The organism is Aestuariirhabdus haliotis (assembly GCF_023509475.1).
In the GTDB taxonomy this organism is placed as follows: domain Bacteria; phylum Pseudomonadota; class Gammaproteobacteria; order Pseudomonadales; family Aestuariirhabdaceae; genus Aestuariirhabdus; species Aestuariirhabdus haliotis.
Window position 1 is genome coordinate 1 of record NZ_JAKSDZ010000010.1, and the last position, 21,719, is coordinate 21,719.

The window sequence follows — 21,719 nt, forward strand, 5'->3', positions numbered from 1 at the left end:
TTTTGAAGTTTGGCATACGAAGCGTTCCTGTTTCGATGCCTGATTTTATCAAAAAACGCCTGTTTTTGAGAGTTTTTCTACAGCTTCAACGCCCAAAGCAGCGGCGAGCGATAGCGAGTCCAGCCCGCAGGGCGATGCTGCCTTTGCTTGTTATGTGTTTAGTTAAGACGCTCAACACTTTTTGCCCAAAACGTAATTGAACCATTAGATGCTTCAAAATCACCGACATATATACCAAGTGATTCGAGGCCATGCGACTTAATATCTTCGATGAACATCCCACCAGTAGCCCAAGGAAACCCCTTTTCTATCTCTAAGTCTTGAGGCCCCCAAAACCTAAGCTTGATTATCTCGTTGTCTTTCTTGAGATGCATATCTATGTAGGAGCTTAAGTTATCTTCCTCTACAAATTTGTATGAAAAGAAATCGATATCATACAAGTGTGGCGACTCTACAATTGGGTGATAAATTCGATCCATATTCACCTATACCTAACAGCTAATTATAAGGAAGAACGTCCCCTTTTCTTTTTTTGGGTCAATTCTTGTTAATTTGGTTTAAAATTTCTTTTTCGAGAAAAAATAGCAATAAAATCAATAAGCTAAAAAACCAAAAGAAGTTCGCCTCTCAGAAATTATGCCCTTTCCGCAGGCTCTGGGTGTTAAATCCTGATCTCCCTATACTATCTGGCAGCCCTTAAAAATCAATCAGTTAGCGATCAGTTTTCCTTGTACAGACGACGATTTTCCACTGTACACGGAAATAGCGAATTCAGGCGACGCTATCGGTGTGGATCAAGTGAACAATTCGTGACCTCACAGGCATCATCCGCAGTCACAAGTACCGATCTTAATCCTCTCTAAACCGGATAACTGTCGATGCAGGGCAGGTGATAATGATGTCGGATAGGTTATGGGCGGCCCAAAGCAACCGGGACGTGCTGTAGCGCGAAGCCCATGGGCAAGCGTAAATTCTGGGAAGGGGCGTTTGAGCAGAGGAACAGAAGAGAAAACAGGCCGCGTCGATGACCCAGGCAGGTCATCGACGCATAAAACCCTCACCTATTCAGGCAGACGGCTGGCCTTGAGAATTACGATATCTTCCTTGGGCACGTTCTGGAAAGAACCGCGATTTCCGGTAGGGCTGGTGACAATCTTGTCGACCACATCCATGCCTTCAATCACTTGACCAAATACGGCATAGCCCCAACCACTTCGGCTTTCGCTTTTGAAGTCCAGGTAAGGGTTGTCGTTGACGTTAATAAAAAACTGGGCGGTGGCTGAATGCGGGTCGCCAGTACGGGCCATGGCCAATGTGCCACGGGTATTTTTCAGGCCATTGTTGGCTTCGTTTTCGATCGCGCCGCGGGTTTGTTTGCGCACCAGACCGGGTTCGAAACCGCCGGCCTGAGCCATAAAGTTGGGAATGACCCGGTGAAACAGTAAACCGTCGTAGTAGCCATCATCGACATACTTGAGAAAGTTTTTGGTGCTCTTGGTGGCCTTAACGGCAAAGAGCTCGATGGTAAAATTACCGAGGCTGGTTTCCATAACCACTTTGGGGTTGTCGGCTACGGCCACGGAGGAAACTGCCAGCAACAGGGTTAGCAGCAGGGCATTAAGGCGTCGAATCATTCGAATGCTCCAGGGTTGGGTTGGTTAAGGTTTGTTCGTTGTTACGATAAGCCCCCGGAGTAACACCGGTCCATTTCTTAAAGGCACGATGGAAGGTGCTGGGTTCGGAGAACCCAATTTCGGTGGCTATTTCATTGATGGAGAGCTGGTTGCGCTCCAGATGATAGATGGCCGCATCCCGGCGCAGGTTGTCTTTGATCTCCTGGTAGGAGGTGCCTTCATCTCGCAGCCGGCGTCTGAGGGTCTGTGGCGTCAGGTGCAAACTGTCGGCGATCTGTTCGAAATCGGGAAAGGGGCGACTGAAGTCTTTGCCCAATCGGCTGCGAATCACTCCGGTGATGCTGTTGCCGTAATCGGGTTTGGCCAGCAGCATGGAAGGAGAGGTTTGCAGAAACTGCTTGAGAGTGCGTTCATCCTGCAGTATCGGCAGTTTCAGAAACTGGGCCGGAAAACGCAGCCGCGTCGCGGTGCTGGAAAAATGGTGAGGGCAGGAGAACAGGCGCCGGTATTCACCCTGGTGTTCGGGGGCCGGGTAGCTCAGTTCGACACTGTCCAGCGGAATACGTCGACCAATCAGCCAGCTGCCAAAGCGCGACCAGATCACCAGCAGGGATTCGGTCAGGTAATGCAGGGGGTCGGTTTGTTCATCAATATCAAAGGTGAGAATGGCTTGTTCTTTTTCCAGCTGCAGCTCGAAGGTGGGTGTGTCGGGAAACAGGCCGTAGAATCGGCTGGCCCGGCGCAAAGCCTGTTCCAGGGTGGTGCAATGGATAATGGCCAGGCTCATCATGGCAAAGCTGCCAGGACTGCTGGGAGCGGGGCCATAGCCACCAAATTCATCGTCCAGTTCATGCCAGATGGTGCGGATCAGGCGGGCGTATTGGGTCGCCGTTACCCGCACGCCCTGTTCTTTGATCAGTTCGGTCGGTAAGCCGGCCTGGTGCAGAATGCTTCGCGCAGAGCGTTGCTTGCGCTCGGCGCCGGCCAGTGCGGCCATAACAAAATGGTGTGGAATGGTGTGGTTCTGCATCAGTGAACGCGGTTATCTATTGGTATCGCACGGCAGTGTGTACGCTTTTGGCGCTATTGGCAACCGAAGCGCCCGTCGGGCCGTATGGGTTCATTATCTCCGATTTGTCTTCAAACTGTCACCGATCTGTCATCTTCGGGCGATAGCGTGAAGCTATGAAACAGAACTCAGCCGCTATCTACTACCGAACCCTCTGGTTGTCCGACATCCATCTGGGCAACAAGGATTGTCATGCCGATTACCTGCTGGACCTGCTCTCTCAGGTGCAGTGTGATCACCTGTATCTGCTGGGTGATATTGTCGATATTCTGGCGTTGAAAAAACGGCTTTACTGGCCGTCCAGCCATTATGAGGTGCTGCGGTGCTTCCAGCGTATGGCGGCCAATGGCACGCGAGTCACCTACATTCCGGGCAATCATGATGCGCCGCTGAGAGACTTCGCCTACGGTGAGTTATTGGGTATCGAAGTCTGCCCGGAAGCGATCCACCAGACAGCAGATGGCAAGCGACTGTTGCTGCTGCACGGGGATGAGTTCGACCATGCCGTGATGTTGCGCAGCATCAATCGGCTAATAGGGCTGCATGCCCATGACCTGGCCGTCTTCCTTAACCGCTGGACGCACCGTGCGCGTCGGTTGCTGGGCATGCCTTACTGGTCCTTTGCCAACTACTTGAAGGAGCATGTTAAGCAGGCACGTGATGCCATTGAGAGCTACGAATTACTGGCCATGCGCACGGCGGCAATGCGAGGCTTCGATGGTATCGTGTGCGGTCATATTCACAAACCCGAAATACGCTATGGCACTGATGGGCAGTCGCTTTACTGCAATACCGGAGACTGGACCGAAAGTTGTACGGCGATGGTGGAAACCCTGTCGGGAGAGCTTCAGTTGCTGCACTGGAGTGACTGCCAGGAAACGATAAGAAGCCACCATCCTCATGCCAAAAGCGTTGAGCAGGACACTCGCGCATTAAGCAGGGGATTGCTGTGATCAGTGTTGAAACCGCGTTGGAGCAACGTTTTCCCGGGCTTTCCAAGCGTCGTCCCAAACTGGGTAAAACCCTGACCGCTTTCTTACGCTACTTGCTGCATGAGTCAGAGTTTCGGCATTTCGAACAGAAATACCCGCACCTGCAAGGTTTCGACTTTGTTGAGCAGGTGCTGGAGTATTTTGATTTTGACTATCGGGCTTTTGATCGTGAGTGCCGTCGAATTCCCCATCAGGGCAGGGTGGTGGTGGTGGCCAACCATCCGATAGGCTCTCTCGATGGCCTGGCGCTGTTAAAATTGATCGGCTCGGTGCGCAGGGACGTGAAGGTGATTGCCAACGATCTTTTGTATCAATTACCACCGCTGCGCTCCTTGTTATTGCCCGTAGACAATATCAATGGCCGTACGCCAGCCGAAAACGTTCGGGATATTCACCGCTTTTTGCAAGACGATGGCGCGGTGGTGGTGTTTCCGGCTGGTGAAGTTTCCCGCATGGGGCCTGCGGGTATTCGTGATGGCAAATGGAACGCGGGTTTCCTGCGCTTTGCCGAGCGCGCGCAGGCGCCGATCGTACCCATGCATCTGGATGGCAGGAATTCGCTGTTCTTTTACGCGTTGTCGATGTTGGCCAAACCCATTTCCAGTTTGTGGTTGGTTCGGGAGATGTTCAAGCAGGCCAATAATCATATCGATGTGCGTATTGGTAAACCGATTTACCCTCATCAATGGCAGGGCCTGGGTCGCCCCTCGAAGGAGCTTGCTCGGCAATTAAAGAGGCAGGTGTATCGCCTGGGGCGGGGTAAAACCATGCATCGTTTCGAGGCAGAACTTGAGGCCATTGCGCACCCGGAAGAGCGGCGCCGTCTGCGCACCGAAATTCACCAGTGTCAGCTGTTGGGCAGCACATCCGACAATTTGTCCATTTACCTGTGTCGTTATCGTGCCGATTCGACCATTATGCGGGAAGTGGCCCGGTTGCGGGAGTTGACCTTTCGCACGGTACAGGAAGGCACCGGTTATTGCCGGGACTGGGACCGGTACGATCTCTATTACGATCATCTGTTATTGTGGGATGACGACGCGTTGGAGATTGCCGGTGCCTATCGCATGATGGCAAGTAGCCAATGTGTGGACGAGCAGGGGGAGATCACAGGGCTCTATAGCCAGACCCTGTTTGATCTCAACCCCGGCTTTGTCCCCATCGCCCGGCAAGGTTTGGAATTGGGACGAAGCTTTGTTCAGCCCCGTTATCAGGGCAAGCGCAGTCTGGATTACTTGTGGTACGGCATTGGTGCCTACCTTAATTTGCACCCGGAAATTCGTTACCTGTTTGGGCCGGTATCGATCAGCCATTCCTACCCGGAAAAGGCCAAGCAGTTGCTGGTGCGGTTCTATAGCGACTGGTTTTCGGATGGTGATGGTTTGGCTACCGCACTGCAACCCTTTGGTGAGGTCTTTTCATCTACGCCGAGTGCTGGCAAACAGATGCCTGACGTGAGCAGCGATGCCTATGGCACAGCCTGGAAAACCTTGCGCGCCGAGCTGGCTGAGCTGGGTGTGAAGGTGCCGGTACTCTATAAACAATACGCCGAGGTGTGTGAGCCCGGTGGGGCCCGTTTTTGCGACTTTAATGTCGACCCGCAGTTCTCTAACTGTATCGATGGGTTTATGGTGGTTGAACTGGAGCGGGTGAAAACCAAGAAACGACTACGCTATCTCGGGCAGCCCTGATTCTTTTTGCTTGTGATTGGCTATACTGACTCCTGACTTAAGCGGGGGCAAAGGATGCCAGAATCAACAGGCCGCAACAGGCGGGTCAGAGGTTATGCCAACATTCAGGGGCGGGTATTGTGAGTTGGTCTATTGCGGCGGCCCTGTCGACAGGCGCTGCTATATCGCCTGAATTACGCTCGGAATTAAAACAAGCCGTTGCCAGTCCTCCTTCGTTTCAGCCGACATGCAACAACTATCATCTGGAAACGACGTTCTGTCATATCAGTCTGGCCTGGAGTGACTGGCGAAACAAGCCTCTGGCCGAGGTCACTAGCGGCCCAAATAATGCCCGGCTCAGTCTGATCCTGTTGGGTGAGTGTTTCGAAGCGGCCAGTATCAATCCCCGAGAGTTGCTGGCGCGTTATCAGCAACAGGGTATCACTGCGCTGGAAGGGCTCAACGGGCGTTATATTGCCCTCGTGGTTGACGAAGTCCGGCAGCGATTGCAGGTGGTCACTGACGCGTTGGGCTTGCGTAAACTCTACCAATGCGAACTGTCGGGACAGCTGCTGCTGTGCAGTTCTCTGGAATCCTTTCGGGCGATCAGCGCCTTCAGGCCAAGGCTTGACCATTACGGTGCGGCGCAACTTCTGATCACCAGCCATCTGTGCGATGAGCACTCCTTGTTGGAGGGGGTGACACTGTTGCCGCCTGCCACACGCCTGCAATGCCAGGGCGCTACAGTGCAACACGAGCGTTATTGGACGCCCTCTATCGAATCTGCCGATGCTGAGCGAGACGACAGTATCGAGCGTATGATGGCCGAGGCGAGTCAGGCACTGAACTGTCGTTTGCAAGGCACGGAGCGTTTGATGTTACCGCTTTCCGGTGGCCTGGATTCGCGTCTGTTGGCCGGTCTGCTGCCGCCTTCATTGCATTCTCGCACCCACAGTTGCAGTTATGGCCATAGCCACAGTTACGACCGTCGAATTGGCCAAAAGGTGGCCAGGGCTTTGGGGCTGGCTCACCAGTCTTTATCGCTCCCGACACAACTCTATAGCGATTACCAGCAGTGTGCCCTGGGGCTGGCTGATGGTGAAATTTCGATCGAAGCCTTCCCGTTGTTTCGTTTACTGGAGGCCGGGACGCCGGGCGAAACCCTGTTAAGTGGCTATGCAGGGGATTGGATATCGGCCAAAAAACTGTTGCACGAACAGGGTTCGATGGAAGCCTCCATGGCCCATCTATGGCAGAAACTTTATGTGCGTATGGGGTTTCAAGAGGGACTCTTTGCCCAGGTGGTTTGTCACCCGGAGTTAAAGCGGGGCTATCAGCGTTTGCAGCAAACAATGCAAAGTGCGTTTGATCAGGCCCGGGCAGACAGCTTTGCCGAGAAAGCCCAGCTGCTCGAATTCTGGCATCGGCAGCGTCGCTATGTCACCTATCAGCTCAGTGCCCTGGAAGCTCGTTTTCGGGTCGTGGCGCCGTTGTGCGACAGCGAACTGGTAAAGCGCTGGCTATGCCTGCCCATGTCCCTGAAGGAGGGGCAGCGGGGCTACCGTCAGTTGATTCATAAGGTATCGCCTGCGCTGGCGGCTTTGCCGGTTGCGGGTAGCCGCCGCTACCAGTCTCTGGGACTTGAGAATACCGAGGAACGGCTGGATGCCCTGGCTCGACTGCAACAGAGTCTGGCCAGTAGCGGCCTTAATGAGGGACTTAAATGGCGGCTTAATACTGGGCTGAAAGGGGCAGGGCGGCTGTTGGTAAAAGCTTCGGGAGGCTGGTTGGGGCCCCACAATCGGGGGTTGCTGGTGCACCATGATCAGGACATACGCCAACAGAATCCCCAGTGGTTCAAGCAGCAGTTGTTTGATCCGGCAATGACCGAGGGTGTTTATGACGTACGGGCCTTGCAGCAACTCTGGGACGAGCACTGCCGTGGCTTGCAGGATCATTCTGTGCGCATCAACAACCTTATAATGCTGTCGGCTTTTCGCCGCCATTGGTCGCTATGATCGAATAGTCCGCTGGTTATCTTGCCAACCAAGCGCTCGCTTGGTATTTTGTTCTGATGCTCGATAAAAGCGGAATGTCACAATAACACAGCGTGCCGGTACCCAAAGCAGTACAAGGGCCGGCGGTTAGAACAATAAAAAGAGGTGAGCAATGAGTCAGGCAGGTGCAGTGGCGGTAGAGTCACCAGTAGAGACGGTCGCGGATACGACTTACAAAACGCCGCTGGAGATGTTTTACCATTGGGAAAGCAGTCGACCACAACAGATTTATCTTCGCCAATCCACCGGGGACGGATTTAGGGAACTCAGTTGGAAAGAGGTGGGTGATCAGGCGCGAAGAATTGCCAGCGCCCTGAAGGATAAAGGCTTTGAGCCCGGTACTCGAATTGCCACTTTGTCCAAAAACTGCGCCGAATGGTTTATTGCCGATCTGGCGATCATGCTCGCAGGATATGTGAGTGTCCCTCTTTACCCTTCACAGCACGCCGATACCATTGCCTATACCTTGCGTCACTGTGATGCGCGGGCGATTTTTATTGGTCGGTTGGATGACTGGGAATCTATGGAACCTGGTATTCCCGGCACGGTGATTCGTATCGGTTTTCCCTACGAAACCATGCCGGTCGATCATCATTGGAATGATCTGTTGCGTTTATATCAGCCGATGCAGGAGAGTCCACATCGTGATGCTGATGAACTGATGACCATTGTTTATACCTCCGGTACTACGGGTAACCCCAAGGGAGTAATGCACAGCTTTGCCAATTTTGGTTTTGCCTGTACCCATTCCGTTGGGTTCCTGCCTTTGAAAGAGAGCGATCATTTCTTCTCGTTCCTGCCTTTGTCACACATCGCCGAACGCTTTTTCGTTGAAGGTAACAGTCTGTACTGTGGCGCTCAGGTTTCCTTTACTGCCTCGTTGGAGACCTTTGCTGAAGACCTTGTGTCGGTGCAGCCTACGGTGTTTTTTGCTGTCCCCCGGCTTTGGACCAAATTCCAGATGGGGATTTTGCAAAAAATGCCTCAAAAAAAGCTGGATCGTTTATTGAGCATCCCCCTGCTCGGATCCTTTATCGCGAGCAAGATTCGCAAGAAGTTAGGGCTGGGGCGGGCGCGAGTCATCGTCTCCGGCGCGGCGCCCATTGCCCAGGCCTTGCTGGACTGGTATCGCCGAATCGGTATTCGTATCAGCGAAGGTTATGGCATGACGGAGAACATGGCTTACGGGGTGATTAATCTGCCCGAACGTTATCGTCGTGGAACACTGGGGCATATCCATGTGATGCCCCACAATGATGTAAAAATTTCCAGCGAAGGTGAAATACTGTTCCGTAGCAAGGCACTTATGCAGGGCTATTATCGGGACGTTGAGAAAACCAATGAGGTATTACAGGACGGTTATTACCACACCGGAGACCAGGGTGAGATTGATGCCGATGGCTATCTGAAAATTACCGGCCGCATTAAGGACAGCTTTAAAACCGCAAAGGGTAAATTTGTCTCACCGGCACCCATTGAAAGCCTGATCAGCGAGAATGAGCTGGTCGAGCAGGTCTGCCTGGTAGGCCGTAGCCTTGCCCAACCGGTGGCGTTGATCGAGCTCTCCGAGCATGGGCAAACGCTTCCTCACAGCGAAGTAGAGGCGGCGTTGGAGCGTTCACGGCAAGAGGTGAATCGACGGGTTGAGCATCACGAGCAGATCGATGCCTTTATGGTCGTGAATCAGCCCTGGACGATTGAGAACGGTATGATGACTCCGACGCTTAAAATAAAGCGTAATAAAGTGGAAGAGGTCTACCAGTCCTGGATCGAAGCCGGCCGTGTGGCTACGGTTGAGTGGGAGCCCCAGTAAGCTTGTTGTCGTGTCCGCGTTCGCACTTCCGGTTAGCTTCCAGCATAGCGGTATCGTTTTATATCGTTGTGCTGGTTTTGTACTGAAAAACCGGCCTGTAACTCTGAGCGTTATTGCCATTCTTTCGTTGCTAATGAGCTTGTAAGCTTTTCAGAAGACAATCAATCACCAATGGAGTACCACCATGAGCGGTGCCTTATCTGGCCTCAAGGTCCTCGACTTTTCTACCCTGCTTCCAGGGCCCTACGCGACCATGATGCTAGCCGATATGGGCGCCGAGGTTCTTCGTGTGGAATCCCCCACACGCCCTGATCTGGTCAAGCTACTACCGCCCATGGATCAGGGAGTTTCTACCGCGCATAGCTACCTGAATCGCGGCAAGGGTTCCCTGGCGCTGGATCTGAAAAACGCGAAAGCGATCGATATCATCAAAAAACTGGTGCAGGAATACGACATTCTGGTTGAGCAGTTTCGCCCGGGGGTTATGGCCCGGTTGGGGCTCGATTATGACACCCTGAGAGAAATCAATCCGCGGTTGATCTATTGCTCCATTACCGGCTATGGCCAGACCGGACCTTATAAAGACCGGGCCGGTCACGACATCAATTATCTGGCGACAGCCGGGGTCAGTAGTTATACCGGTCGCCGTGATAGCGGGCCGTGCCCTATAGGGGTTCAGGTCGCCGATGTTGCAGGGGGCAGTTTCCACGGTGTGATGGGAGTTCTGGCGGCGGTTATTGAAAGGAACAGCAGCGGGCAGGGGCAGGCAATCGACATCAGTATGACCGATGCCAGCTTTGCGATGAATGCCATGGCCGGTGCCGCCTGGTTGGCCGGTGGTGTTGACGCGGGATTGGAGTCTACGGTGCTCAATGGTGGCAGTTTTTATGATTACTATCGCACGCGTGATGATCGTTATATGTCGGTTGGCAGCCTGGAGCCCCAGTTTATGGCTCAGCTCTGCCAGGCGCTTGATTGTGCCGACCTTGCCCACCAGGGGCTATCCCCTGATCCAGCTGTGCAGCTGCAGATCAAACAACGTTTTGCGGCCAAGTTTGCCGAGCAGGATTTTGACCATTGGCGGGCATTGTTTGCCGAGCTCGATGCTTGTGTGGAACCGGTACTGTCACTGGATGAAGCGAGTCAGCATCCCCAGTTGAGAGCCAGGAATATGGTGGTGGAGGTATCCGGGGAGGGGCGCAAAGCTCAACCACAAGCCGCCTGTGCCCTGCGTTTTTCGCGCAGTGAAAACCGGGAAAGTCATCAGGGTGTCTCACTGGGGCAGAACGGCGAATCGGTTCTTTTAGGTCTGGGTTATAGCGAGGCTGAGATAGCCGCGTTACGCCAGGAAAAAATCACGCTGTGATGCGGCTGCTGTGACGAACAGCTATTGCTGAGAGGCTGTCGAGGTTCGGGATTGGGTGGTGCGACGTTGATTAAAAAATAATGAATCACCCGCGCGCTGCTTGGCTATTTTTTTCGCATCGTTAGCCAGGCAAGCCACTTCATGGTGGCTGTTGCAGTGCTGGCTGTCTGGTTGGGCGACGCCGATCGATAAGGATACCAGAGGAAAAAAGGTTTGCTTGCCCGCTCGATCCTGTCCGGTAATGCCGCCCTCTTCCAGAGCGGGGGCATCGTATAAGCTGCGAGACCGATGGCGGAAGCGAGTCAGTACCTGATCGCATAAAACTCGCCACTCGGAAACTGTCATTAATAGTAAGAAATCATCACCACCGATATGAAACACCTGGTCTTTGTCTGAATCGCAGAGCTCGGCCAGAACATCGGCAAGCAGGCAGATCATGCGATCACCACGTTCGTAGCCATAACTGTCGTTGAACGCTTTGAAATGATCGATATCGACGTAAGCCACGTAGAAAGGGGTGTGTTCGCGCAGGTGCAGGCTAATGGCTTCGTTGGCAATGGTACTACCTGGCAGAAGAGTCAGTGGGTTGGCATAGCGTGCGTGCCTGAGCTGAAGGTCTGTGACCTGCTTTAATAGGTCCATGATCGAACCGGTACCCAGGTAACGACCCTGTCTGGTGACGATAAAGTCGGATCGAACCGAAGAACGATCACTCTCTGCGATTCGCTTGCTGACTTCTTCCAGTGCGGTGTGTTCTTCCAGTACCAAAGGGGCCGGATCCATAAATTGGGCAACCTCTTTCTTGTCGTAAACCTCTTTACCAAAAGGATTGAGATAGAGCGATAGAAAACGCTCATGATTGAATAGGCCTACGGGCCGATCCTGGTCGACGATAGCGATGGAATGCAAATCCTCGTTTTGGCGAAAAATGTCGGCAACTTCACCCAACAATGTGTCGGTGGTTACTGCAGGCCGAATGTGGGTGATACTACCCAGATCCTGATGATGCTGAGTATCCAGGATGGAGGAGAATTCAGATTGAAAACAGGCTTTGTTGATATAGCGAGCCGGCTTGGGTGAGGGGCGGCCAAAATAATAACCTTGCTGAAACTCGAGGCCGAGTTCATTGAGTACCAGATGTTCCTCTACCCGTTCGATGCCCTCGGCAATAACACAGCAGTCGATCGAACGTGAGACCTCCAGGATTGACCTGACAAACTCTCGTTTCACGTTATTGCTGTCGATCTGTTCGATAAAGTGACGATCAATTTTAACAAACTGGGGTTGCAGCTCTGACCAGGATTTGAGTCCGGAATAGCCTGCTCCCAAGTCATCGAGCGCTACCTCAAAGCCCAGTTCCCGATAATGGCGAGTGGCTTCTTTCATCAGCGCGTAGTTTTCGATAGGCAGTTGCTCGGTGATTTCAATGACTATATCTCGGGAATCCAGCCCTACCTGATGAAGCAGTTCGAGTGTTAGCCCGCTGCGGAAATCCTCTTCGATTAAGGTTTCCGGGGTTACATTCAAGAACAGCTTACCCTGCAAATTGAGTTGCTTGAAACGCCGGATAGAACGCTCACGGCAGAGTAGCTCCAGTTCCAGTAGTCGTTCGCAACGTTGGGCGGTATTGAACAGTGTGAGAGGAGAGTGTAAAGGGCTGCTGTCGGGTGCTCGTATCAGAGCCTCGTAGCCAATGATGCAACGCCGTTGACTGTTGATGATGGGCATAAAGAATGGTGTCAGCAAGCGGTTCTGGAGAATGATATCCAGCTCTTTAATCATACAGTCTTGCTTGTCTAAAGACTGACTTACTGCAACGGGAACAGCTTTCATGATTAGTAATAGATCCCAGGTTAAAAATTTGCGTCGAAATCAGGCTGCTTGGCGGCAGAAGCAATCGTTCTTGTATAGCTATTAAATGAGTAATTCGTTTTCAAAGGTACAATGTCATCATATTTATATGACGCGCCAATGACAATCTTCCGCATTAACGGAGTAAGGAGAAAGATAATAAATACGTATTGCTGTCATATAACTGCAACAGAATTTTCATAGGGTGACCTGGTTTTCATATTTTACGGTTGATATCGATGCGAATTGTGACGCTGACGTGGTGGAGTGCAGCGATGCTACTGCTCTCGATTGTTGGGATGGCATTAAGTGTTGCCTGGGGGTTTCGGCAACTGCAAACCCCCTTTGCCGCTAATGCGGCTTATTTTTATCTGGTGGAGAAAGTATCCGTCGACACTCGGCAACGGATTGAAAAATATCTTGATTCCGGCGATGCAGCACAGTTACAAGAGGCTCAGAGCTTTCTCGATGGTGAACTTAGAGAAGCGTTTGAGATTCTGCCTGAAGCGTTGCAGGTGTTGATCAGTCCGGCACTGGACGGCTTGCGTCAAGGCGTGAAGACGGATCTGCGAGCGGCGGGTAAATTGGCTGGGGATCAACAGGGTTTGCTATTGCAAAACGAACGAGAAACCCTCGATGCATTGACGTCTCTGCAAGAGTATGCGGCCGCCGCACCTGAGGCCGAACCGGCAACACTGAATGCCTACCGAACAGCGGTTTATACATTGCAGCTTTCTGTGGCGCGTCGGGCTATTGTTCGTTCGAGTTATTTTGACAGGCCTTCCCTGGCGGGTCGCCAGCAGTTATTGAGCGATAGTGAGCAGATTGTCGGTCTCGCCAGAAGACTGGCAGATTTACCTGCGCTGGGGGTTTGGGTCGAGGCCGAGGTCGATGATTTTGCGGCCATGATGGGCAGCGAAGATTCTGGAACGGAACGCATCGAGCAGGGGGAAGAACCCAAAGCCGAGCTGAGTTACCTCGCTGGCCGTTATGTCGCCGAGCTCAACAGATCATTGAGCAATATTGATAATGCCCGATTGGCGAGTGACAAGGTCAATGCGTTGCTGGCTGAGCTTGAGCAGACCCTGCAGCAGGGTCAGGATCTATTGAGCGAACTGAAGGCGCAGATAGAACAAAGGGTTATGGCCATTGTTGTCTTACTGCTCGGTGTGCTCACTGCGGTCGGTTTGTTGGCTTCGGTGGTACAGCGCAGTCTGGTCAAGGAGATCGATCAGGTCGGTGAATTCCTCAGTCTGTTGAGTGGTGGCGACTTTTCTCGCCAGCGCAGGAGCCCATCACGCTTTCCTGAACTGCGTAAGCTAAGCCATTGTGCGAATCAGGTGCAGCAGTATATGAAGGACGTGGTGGGTACGATTCGTCAGGAAGTGATCACTCTTGATCGTTCCAGCGGTGACATTGAGCAGGTTGCAGAGCGCATACACGCAGGCATTCAACACCAGAACCAGCGTACCGGTGATGTGGACAGGGCGATCGAGCAGCTTGCGGACTCCTTCCAGTTGGTTGCAACCCATGCGGCTGAGGCACAACGGGCGGCGGATGAAGGCTTGAGTTCAGCGGGCGAGGGTACTCAGGTCGTGCAGGCGTTGGAAGATACCATTATCAAGCTGGCCGAAGATGCCGATCAGGGCGGCCGGGTGATGGCCAGGTTGCGGGACGATTCGCAAAATATTGATCGGGTGTTGAAGGTGATTATCGCTATCGCCGAACAGACCAATCTGTTGGCCCTGAATGCGGCGATTGAAGCCGCCCGGGCTGGCCAGCATGGACGCGGCTTTGCCGTGGTAGCTGATGAGGTGCGCCAGCTTTCCCGTCGCACCTCGGAATCGACCCAGGAGATACGCGATATTATCCAGAGCTTGCAGGACTCCTCCCTGCTTGTGGTGGAGTCTCTCGAGCGACAGCAGGCACAGGTCACTCGTTCGGTCAGCGGTGCTCGCGCGGCTACCCGGCAACTTACTCAGGTATCGGCGGCGATTGAACGGATTCACGGCATGAATATATTGATTGCCCAGGCCTCGGAGGAGCAAGCGAGTTCGGCATCGGCGGTGAGTCAGAATGTTACCCAGGTGCAACAGATGTCAGCCCATGTGGTTCAGGAAACCGGTCAGGCGCACGAGCAGAGTAAACAGCTGGCGTCGGTCAGCAACGATCTGGGTTTGCTGGTAAACCGTTTCAACATTTAGCAGGGTGGGGTATGGGGTAGCGCGCAATCTATTGTCAGGCCTGACTTGGCTAACAATAGATTGCGTTTGGATCTGCGGCGCCCTAGTTCTCCAGTTTGAGATGGCTGGTATCTGGTGGCGGGGGATCGTTTTTGGGTGTCGGTTCCACCAGGTTGCCTTGCATGGGGCGTAACGACAGGTGGCTGGTGTCAGGCGCCTCAGTGTCATCCTGATCGTATTCTTCCTGCATATCTGAACCCGCAGGGGCGATATTCCAGTCAGGGGTTTCCATTTCGACCTGATCACTGGCGGTTCCTACCAGGGCTTGTGCAGGACGAGGCGCAGTCGCTGGAGCAGCGTTGGTTGGCGAGCCGAAACTGGCTGGAGATGAAGGCGCGGGAGAAGGCGTCGGTGAAGGCGAACTGGCAGGTTCCGGGGCCTTGGGCTGAAAGGCCGGCGGTTCGGCTTCCGCAGTCACCGGTTGTGCCAGTGGGTCAATCCACTCCTGGCCGCTGGCCATATCGAACAGATGACCGCGGACACCGGCCTTGGTGAAAGCCTGCAGGTATTTTCGGCCTACCGGTAATTCCAGGTTGTTTTTAATAACAGCGGCCTTGCCCGAGAATAAGCGGTCAAGTTGCGCGTCATTGGCTTTGAAGAGCTTGCCGAGGTTTACCCGAGCCTCTGCCGGGTTGACACCCTCAAGCAGTTCGCCGCTAAAAGAGAGTTCATACAGCGTTGTCGACATGGTGTCGTAGGATCCTTTCGCTATCCAACGGATTATAGTTGCTACTCTAAGGAGCAGCCCCCTGCGCTGTCAATTATTACCTGGCAGGTAGTTGATTATCTATCTGCGCTGCGACGGACATCTTATAAAGTGGTTTACGCCGCTCCTTTGTGCAACACGACCCTCTTTCTGTCCGTTGATGCCTTGAGTCGCGGGTCACAATGACCAAAATCTCAGACTGTAGGCCAACTCCGTTGAATGACTAAGCGTTTACCGCTTGTGCCGGAGTTGGCAGGGGCTGACGAGCAAAAGTCAGAGGGTGCTTGGAAGAGGTGTTTGGTGTGATCTGGTTCAAACTTTAAGTTGGTGAGAGCCTGTCATCTTTCTGTCATATTTTCGTCATACCCTAGCTGCGCCTTCCGCAGTTAACAGTAGGGAATAGTATGCGAATCAACATTATAGGAAACCATTTGCAGCGAGTTTTGGGTCTTGGTCCTAACCAGCAATCTGTGCGTCGCTGGTCTGTTTATTTTCTGGCGTTGTTACTGGGTTCGCCTTTGGCAACAGCCGCTGAGGAAAAAATGCTATTTTCGATGGCGGGTTCTAATACCGTGGGGGCTGTGCTGGGCCCCGAGTTGGCAAAAGCTTATCTACGAAGCCTGGGCGCTAGAGATATCAGCCAGATAGCGGGAACGGTCGCTAACGAATCGGTGATCCGGGGTTGGCACCAGGAAAGTGATAGCTGGTTGACAATAGGGGTTGAGGCTCATGGTTCCTCTTCCGGCTTTAAGGCGCTGAAATCCAATAACGCGCAGTTGGCTGCCGCTTCCAGACGGGTCAAGACGAAAGAGGTCAGGGCGCTGGAGGAGAGCTTCGGGAATTTGCGAGGGGCCTCCTCGGAGCACACGGTGGCACTGGACGGCTTGGCCATCGTTGTTCATCCCGAAAATCCCATTGGCTCGCTCAATCTGGAGCAGGTGGCCCAAATCTTTGCCGGGAATATAACAAACTGGACAGAACTGGAGGGGCCTGACCTGCCCATCTCGCTCTATGCCAGGGACGATCTGTCCGGGACCTGGGATACTTTCAAGAGCCTGGTGCTGGCCAAGCGCTATAAACTCTCGGAGAAAGCCCGTCGCTTCGAATCCAACCAGGAACTCTCTAATTTAGTCAGCCAGGATCCCGGGGCCATCGGTTTTGTCAGCCTGAATACCATCGCTCCGTCGAAACCCCTGGCGATCGCGGCCTCGGCAACCAGCCCGGCGATGTTGCCCGAGCCCATTCGTGTGGCGACTGAAGACTATCCGTTGGCCCGACGTCTGTATCTGTATCTGCCGGAAAAAGCGACCAATCCTCAGGCCCGGTCTTTTGTAGACTTTGCTCTGGGAGATGCCGGGCAGCAGATTGTTGCCAGTACGGGTTATATGTCCCAGGAGATTCGTGCCCTGGATGCGCCTATCGTAACGGAGGCCCCCAGCCGTTATCTTGAGCAGATTAAGGGCGCCAGAAGGCTGTCGGTGAACTTTCGTTTCAGCGAAGGTAAAGCCCAGCTGGATAACAAGGCGGCTCGTGACCTGCAGCGCCTGGGAGCCTTTAGTCAGAATCTGGACCGGGATCAACGCCTCTTGTTATTAGGATTTGCCGAGGAAAACGGCAATACGCGCAATGCACAGCTGCTGTCAGATCTGCGTACGGGCGTGGTCAAGCGTGCACTGGTTAAGGCCGGGGTCTCACGCAAGCAGCTGGATGCGGCGGGAATCGGCGCCTTTATGGGGCTCAGTGATCAACAAAATCTGGTGTCCAAAGTTCGTAATCGCCGGGTAGAAGTGTGGCTGGTTAATTAAGCCCCGACGGTTCAAACATCGTTCGTAGAGCCCTTTTTGCAAGGGCTCTATTGAAGATAGCAAGCAGAGTGATGAGCAAATCATTCCAGAGAGGAATGGGGTGCCAGGCAATCGTTTAACGCTTGCCTGGTTGTTTTTTCGCAGGTCGTTTACCCCCTTTGGCATTACCGCCGGCTTTGCTATAACCGGGCTTCTCCTCCGGGGCCTGGTATAAGAGATAGAGCTCGGTCAGCACCTGGGGAAGCTGTTGCGCCATGTCGGTGATCAGTTGGGGGTCAGAGGCCATCTCGGCAAACTCTTCACTTTCTTCAGTGAACAGACCGGACAATACCAGTACGGGCAGTAACAGCTCGCTGGCCAGTTGTTCATCTCGTTCGTACCAGCTTTCTTCGTCGAGGAAGAGGGCGGCGGCAAAGCCAACACACCAGGCACTGAGATCGGAGTCAAAAAGCTCCTCTTCGCTGTCGAACTGGCAAGGTAGTAGCAAGTCGCTGTCGGAATAGAGCGTACGATGGATGGCGTCTTTGAGCTCAACAAGTGCATCACAGATACCTTCAGGGCGAGCGCTGTCGGGAATGTCGCCACCAAACAGTTCCGTGATCCACTGGTTTTCGGGGATCGTATTGGGGGCAATGTTGAGGGCGGTCAGAAAGCCATGGCTTTCCATCAGCTCGAGAGCATCTTCCGGGAGTTGGTCGGAGTTAAAGTATTGCTCTAGCTTTGCGCTGAAAGGCGTATCCTGCGTCATGGTCGATTCCGTGCCAGAAAAGCTGCATTGTAGTCCCTCGCTACGCAATGGGAAAGCGAACACTGTATCGGTTTGGCGGCTGATAGGTTTCCGTTTTTGAGGTTGCCAATGCCCGGTATAAACCGCCTTAGTGGAGATGCAGAGAGACATCAAGCCTCTGTCAGGCACTTGATAAAGAACTTCTTGGCCACCATATTGAAAGCTCTGGTTTTTCTTAACGGAGTTTGGATGAAGCCCAATCTAATAGTTGGTATTGCCGCGCTCGGTAGTTGGTATCTGGCAACGATAATGTTTTCGCAAGTGCCTGTGCCATCCCAAAGCGCGCCCGCAGAGCGGGAGGTTATCGACGATGTTGCACTGCCTGATTTCGCGGAAATTGTCGATGTGAAAGAGAAGAAACAGCAATTCTTTGCTTTTCTTTATCCTTTTATTGAGCAACAGAACCGGCTGATGGATGAAAAGCGCCAACGGTTGATCGCCCTGAAAAACCAGGTGCGACTGGACGATGCCGATGTTCGCTGGCTGGCGCAACTAGCGACAAAATACAGGGTGAAATGGAAAGCAGACGAAACCTCTCAGGAAACTTCACAGCTACCTTCCAGCCTGTTTGATGAGCTTCTGCAGCGTGTGGATCAAATCCCTCCCTCCCTGGTGATGGCCCAGGCGGCGAATGAATCGGCATGGGGCACATCCCGCTTTGCCCGGGAAGGCAATAACCTGTTTGGCCAATGGTGCTTTAAGTCCGGCTGCGGGATTATTCCAGCCTCTCGACCGGAAGGAAAAACCTATGAAGTAAAGCGTTTTGGTTCGGTTGCTGGCTCGGTGGCGGGATATTTTCATAACATCAATAGTCAGCCGAGCTACCACCAGTTGCGAGAATTACGGCGAGGATTTCGCCGGGTGGGTCGTGGCCATGAAGCCGGTGAATGGCTTGCTGAAGGGTTGCTGGCCTATTCCTCTCGCGGAGAAGCCTATGTTGAAGAGATTCAGGCCATGATTCGAAGCAATGGTTTATCCCGTTACGACCAGGGGCTGTTGGGCAGTCCAAGCCTGGCAAGTGAAGTGCGAGGCACCGATGCCGGCTAGGGAAACTCTTGCCGGGTACCTCAAGGCTTGAAACAGAACCCGTTGTAGCGAGGTCTTGTTGGCAATACGACAGTCTATGGGGAAATTGAATGAAAGGTTTTAGCTGGTTGTTGCGACTCTGTGGAACCTTGCTCGTGCTGCAGAGTTTGCCGCTGTCGGCGGCACCTGCGTCTGAGCTTTGGCCGCTGTGGCAAGCCCATGATGTCAGCAGCACATTGAAACCGGATCATGGTGCCTGGCAAAGGATGCTGGATCGTTATCTTGTAGAGGGGGCGAGCGGCAGGTTGTTTGACTATCGGCAGGTGAGCGGGCAAGACAAGGCTTTGTTGTCGGACTACCTCAAACAGATGGCGGCTCTGGATCCCCGACTCTTGAACAGGGAGCAGCAGTTTGCCTATTGGGTGAATCTATACAACGCGTTGACCGTGGACCTGATACTGCAGCATTACCCGATAGAATCGATTCGCTCATTAGGTGAGGGCTGGCTGAGTTTCGGTCCCTGGGATGATGAGGTGATCAGGGTTCAGGGGCAGGCATTAACGCTTAATGATATCGAGCACCGCATTCTTCGCCCTGTGTGGCAGGATCCCCGTATTCATTACATCGTCAACTGTGCCAGCCTCGGGTGTCCCGACCTGGCTCGAGACGCTCTTGATGGCACCAACAACGAAACACAGCTGGAACTGGCCGCAAGGCGCTTTATTAATCAGGACAAAGGCCTGCAATCTGGTGGCAGCAGTCTCAGGCTGTCGAGTATTTACGATTGGTACGCTGTCGATTTTGGCGATGCAGCGGGGCTCGTCGCTCACCTCAAACAGTATGCTGAACCTGAGCGCCAGCGATGGCTGGAGGGTAACCCCAGCTTCAGCTTTGGTTACGACTGGCAGCTCAACGAAGTGAAGTAATCGACTTCGGCTTTTAACTTGGCTGTGACTGGCGCTATAGATTGACGATATTGACCAGAGGAGCCGATCCCTTGGTTTGTTCGTCATCACTGCCCTGGAATTGAAGGGGCAGATCCGGTTCGTCGAACGCGGTATCGCCATCTTCAAACGGGCTGTCCTGGGTTTTCAGGTGTTGGAAGTCGAACAGTTCGGTATCCGCCATGTGAGAGGGAACGATGTTTTGCATGGCGGTAAACATGCTTTCGATGCGGCCAGGAAAACGCTGGTCCCAATCATTCAGCATCTGTTTGATCGCCTGGCGCTGCAGGTTTTCCTGGGAGCCGCACAGATTGCAGGGGATGATGGGGAATTGTTGCATCTCGGCGTAACGGATAATGTCTTTTTCGTGACAATAGGCCAGGGGGCGTATCACCATCTGCTGGCCGTCGTCGCTGACCAGTTTGGGCGGCATGCCTTTCATCTTGCCGCCATAGAACATGTTTAGCAGCAGGGTTTCCAAAATATCGTCACGGTGGTGCCCCAGGGCAATTTTAGTGGCACCAAGCTCGGTTGCGGTGCGGTAGAGAATGCCCCTACGCAAACGTGAGCAAAGGGCGCAGGTGGTTTTTCCTTCGGGCACCTTATCCTTGACAATGCTGTAGGTGTCTTCCTCAACAATGTGGTACTCGACGCCCAGGGCATCCAGGTAGTTGGGCAGTACTTCGGCGGGGAAGCCGGGCTGTTTTTGGTCGAGGTTAACGGCAATAATGTCAAAATTTACTGGAGCGTACTTTTGCAGGTTACGCAGTATATCAAGCATGACAAAACTGTCTTTCCCGCCGGAAAGACAGCACATCACCCGGTCACCATCGGCGATCATATCAAAATCGGCAATGGCGCGTCCTACATGGCGGCGCAAGCGTTTATAGAGTTTATTCTGGTTAACGCTTTTAGTAGCCGAGGTGTTATCTGGAGTGTTGGGTGACATGCTGGACATATTGCTCGTATACCTGAAGACCGGGTGGCGGTCGAAGAAAAAGGGCGCCATTATAGCGGATGCCTGACGCGCAGGTAAGCTCAAAAAATGTTCTATTGTGGAGGTGGGTGTGGAGTCGTTTGAACGAATCAGGGAACGAGCGATTGGCTTATGGGGAGAGCAGGCCTTGCAGGCGAGATTGCCGGTGCTGGCCACGACCAGCGAGCTGATCGATCATACGGATAACTATTATTTATCGGCTATCGTGCGCCGCGTATTCCGTGCGGGGCTTAAACATTCCCTGGTAGATAGCAAATGGCCCGCTTTTGAAGAGGCCCTGTGGGGATTTAAGCCGCAGAGCCTGGCGTTACTAAGTGAAGAGCAGATTGATGCTCTGATGCAAAACAGGGCGTTGATTCGCCACCGAGGAAAGTTAAGGACGATTCCCCTCAACGCTCAGATGGTGCTGGATATTACCGCCGAACACGGCAGTGTAGGGCGGTTTCTGTCAGATTGGCCGTCCAGTGACATCATCGGTTTGTGGCGTTACCTGACCAAGCGAGGCGCTCATTTGGGAGGGCGTTCTGCGTCTGCTTTTTTGCGTATGGTGGGAAAGGATACCTTTATGCTGTCTAACGACGTAGTAGCCGCACTCAAGGCTCAGGGCGTAGTGGAAAAAATGCCGACGGCTCAACGAGATCTGTTACTGGTGCAAGAGGTATTCAATGGCTGGCAGGAGCAATCCGGGGCGCCATTGAGTGAAATCAGTATGACCTTGGCCTGTAGTATCTCGTCGCCGCACTAGTTCGAAGCCCCCCT

At 53.2% G+C, this 21,719-nt stretch carries 17 protein-coding genes; 10 read left to right on the plus strand and 7 right to left on the minus strand.

Translation table 11 applies throughout. The features are described from left to right. Positions 1–158 precede the first annotated feature (158 nt). The 3 genes from MIB40_RS08665 to MIB40_RS08675 form a co-directional block, all read right to left on the minus strand. Positions 159–479: a hypothetical protein gene (locus MIB40_RS08665; RefSeq protein WP_249693090.1), complete on the minus strand. Its 321-nt coding sequence runs from the start codon at positions 477–479 to the stop codon at positions 159–161. A 582-nt stretch (positions 480–1,061) separates the two neighbouring features. Continuing rightward, positions 1,062–1,634, minus strand: coding sequence for a peptidylprolyl isomerase (locus tag MIB40_RS08670; RefSeq protein WP_249693091.1), 573 nt, complete (start codon positions 1,632–1,634; stop codon positions 1,062–1,064). Beyond that, on the minus strand, positions 1,618–2,664 hold the full coding sequence (locus MIB40_RS08675; protein WP_249693092.1) for an AraC family transcriptional regulator: 1,047 nt from the start codon (positions 2,662–2,664) through the stop codon (positions 1,618–1,620). Before MIB40_RS08675 ends, MIB40_RS08670 begins: the two co-directional genes overlap by 17 nt. Before the next feature lie 155 nt (positions 2,665–2,819). Between MIB40_RS08675 and MIB40_RS08680 the strand changes: the two genes are divergently transcribed. The 5 genes from MIB40_RS08680 to MIB40_RS08700 all read left to right on the plus strand — a co-directional run bounded on the left by MIB40_RS08680 (position 2,820) and on the right by MIB40_RS08700 (position 10,601). Next, positions 2,820–3,656, plus strand: a complete 837-nt coding sequence (locus MIB40_RS08680; RefSeq protein ID WP_249693093.1) for a UDP-2,3-diacylglucosamine diphosphatase — start codon at positions 2,820–2,822, stop codon at positions 3,654–3,656. Beyond that, positions 3,653–5,386, plus strand: coding sequence for a GNAT family N-acyltransferase (locus MIB40_RS08685; RefSeq protein ID WP_249693094.1), 1,734 nt, complete (start codon positions 3,653–3,655; stop codon positions 5,384–5,386). The genes MIB40_RS08680 and MIB40_RS08685 overlap by 4 nt, the downstream gene beginning before the upstream one ends. A gap of 119 nt (positions 5,387–5,505) precedes the next feature. Then, positions 5,506–7,383 (plus strand): asparagine synthase-related protein, encoded by a 1,878-nt coding sequence (locus tag MIB40_RS19735; RefSeq protein ID WP_249693095.1) that lies wholly within the window; start codon positions 5,506–5,508, stop codon positions 7,381–7,383. Positions 7,384–7,534: 151 nt separating this feature from the next. After that, the gene (locus MIB40_RS08695; RefSeq protein WP_249693096.1) at positions 7,535–9,235 is read left to right on the plus strand and encodes an AMP-binding protein; all 1,701 of its coding nucleotides are present in this window, start codon (positions 7,535–7,537) and stop codon (positions 9,233–9,235) included. A gap of 184 nt (positions 9,236–9,419) precedes the next feature. Continuing rightward, positions 9,420–10,601, plus strand: a complete 1,182-nt coding sequence (locus MIB40_RS08700; RefSeq protein WP_249693098.1) for a CaiB/BaiF CoA transferase family protein — start codon at positions 9,420–9,422, stop codon at positions 10,599–10,601. A gap of 21 nt (positions 10,602–10,622) precedes the next feature. Here MIB40_RS08700 and MIB40_RS08705 read toward each other — a convergent pair whose 3' ends face one another. Next, a complete protein-coding gene (locus MIB40_RS08705) occupies positions 10,623–12,383 on the minus strand; it encodes a GGDEF domain-containing protein (protein ID WP_249693099.1) in 1,761 nt (586 codons plus the stop codon). A 344-nt stretch (positions 12,384–12,727) separates the two neighbouring features. On the opposite strand from MIB40_RS08705, the gene MIB40_RS08710 reads away from it, so the two are divergent. Next, positions 12,728–14,656, plus strand: a complete 1,929-nt coding sequence (locus MIB40_RS08710; RefSeq protein WP_249693100.1) for a methyl-accepting chemotaxis protein — start codon at positions 12,728–12,730, stop codon at positions 14,654–14,656. Between the two features lie 82 nt (positions 14,657–14,738). On the opposite strand, the gene MIB40_RS08715 is transcribed toward MIB40_RS08710, so the two are convergent. Further along, positions 14,739–15,383, minus strand: coding sequence for a hypothetical protein (locus MIB40_RS08715; RefSeq protein WP_249693102.1), 645 nt, complete (start codon positions 15,381–15,383; stop codon positions 14,739–14,741). A gap of 422 nt (positions 15,384–15,805) precedes the next feature. Between MIB40_RS08715 and MIB40_RS08720 the strand changes: the two genes are divergently transcribed. Then, a complete protein-coding gene (locus MIB40_RS08720) occupies positions 15,806–17,206 on the plus strand; it encodes a substrate-binding domain-containing protein (RefSeq protein WP_249693103.1) in 1,401 nt (466 codons plus the stop codon). A 115-nt stretch (positions 17,207–17,321) separates the two neighbouring features. Here the strand turns inward: MIB40_RS08720 and MIB40_RS08725 are convergent, their stop codons facing one another. Next, on the minus strand, positions 17,322–17,954 hold the full coding sequence (locus MIB40_RS08725) for a YecA/YgfB family protein (RefSeq protein WP_249693105.1): 633 nt from the start codon (positions 17,952–17,954) through the stop codon (positions 17,322–17,324). 228 nt (positions 17,955–18,182) lie between these two features. Here MIB40_RS08725 and MIB40_RS08730 point away from each other — a divergent pair, with 228 nt between their 5' ends. Both MIB40_RS08730 and MIB40_RS08735 read left to right on the plus strand, forming a co-directional pair. Continuing rightward, a complete protein-coding gene (locus MIB40_RS08730; RefSeq protein WP_249693107.1) occupies positions 18,183–19,040 on the plus strand; it encodes a glucosaminidase domain-containing protein in 858 nt (285 codons plus the stop codon). Positions 19,041–19,129: 89 nt separating this feature from the next. Next, on the plus strand, positions 19,130–19,945 hold the full coding sequence (locus tag MIB40_RS08735) for a DUF547 domain-containing protein (protein ID WP_249693109.1): 816 nt from the start codon (positions 19,130–19,132) through the stop codon (positions 19,943–19,945). Positions 19,946–19,979: 34 nt separating this feature from the next. Here MIB40_RS08735 and ttcA read toward each other — a convergent pair whose 3' ends face one another. Beyond that, on the minus strand, positions 19,980–20,921 hold the full coding sequence (gene ttcA / locus MIB40_RS08740; RefSeq protein ID WP_406566446.1) for a tRNA 2-thiocytidine(32) synthetase TtcA: 942 nt from the start codon (positions 20,919–20,921) through the stop codon (positions 19,980–19,982). A gap of 109 nt (positions 20,922–21,030) precedes the next feature. Between ttcA and MIB40_RS08745 the strand changes: the two genes are divergently transcribed. Beyond that, positions 21,031–21,705, plus strand: coding sequence for a DNA-3-methyladenine glycosylase I (locus MIB40_RS08745; RefSeq protein WP_249693111.1), 675 nt, complete (start codon positions 21,031–21,033; stop codon positions 21,703–21,705). The last annotated feature ends 14 nt before the right edge of the window (positions 21,706–21,719 follow it).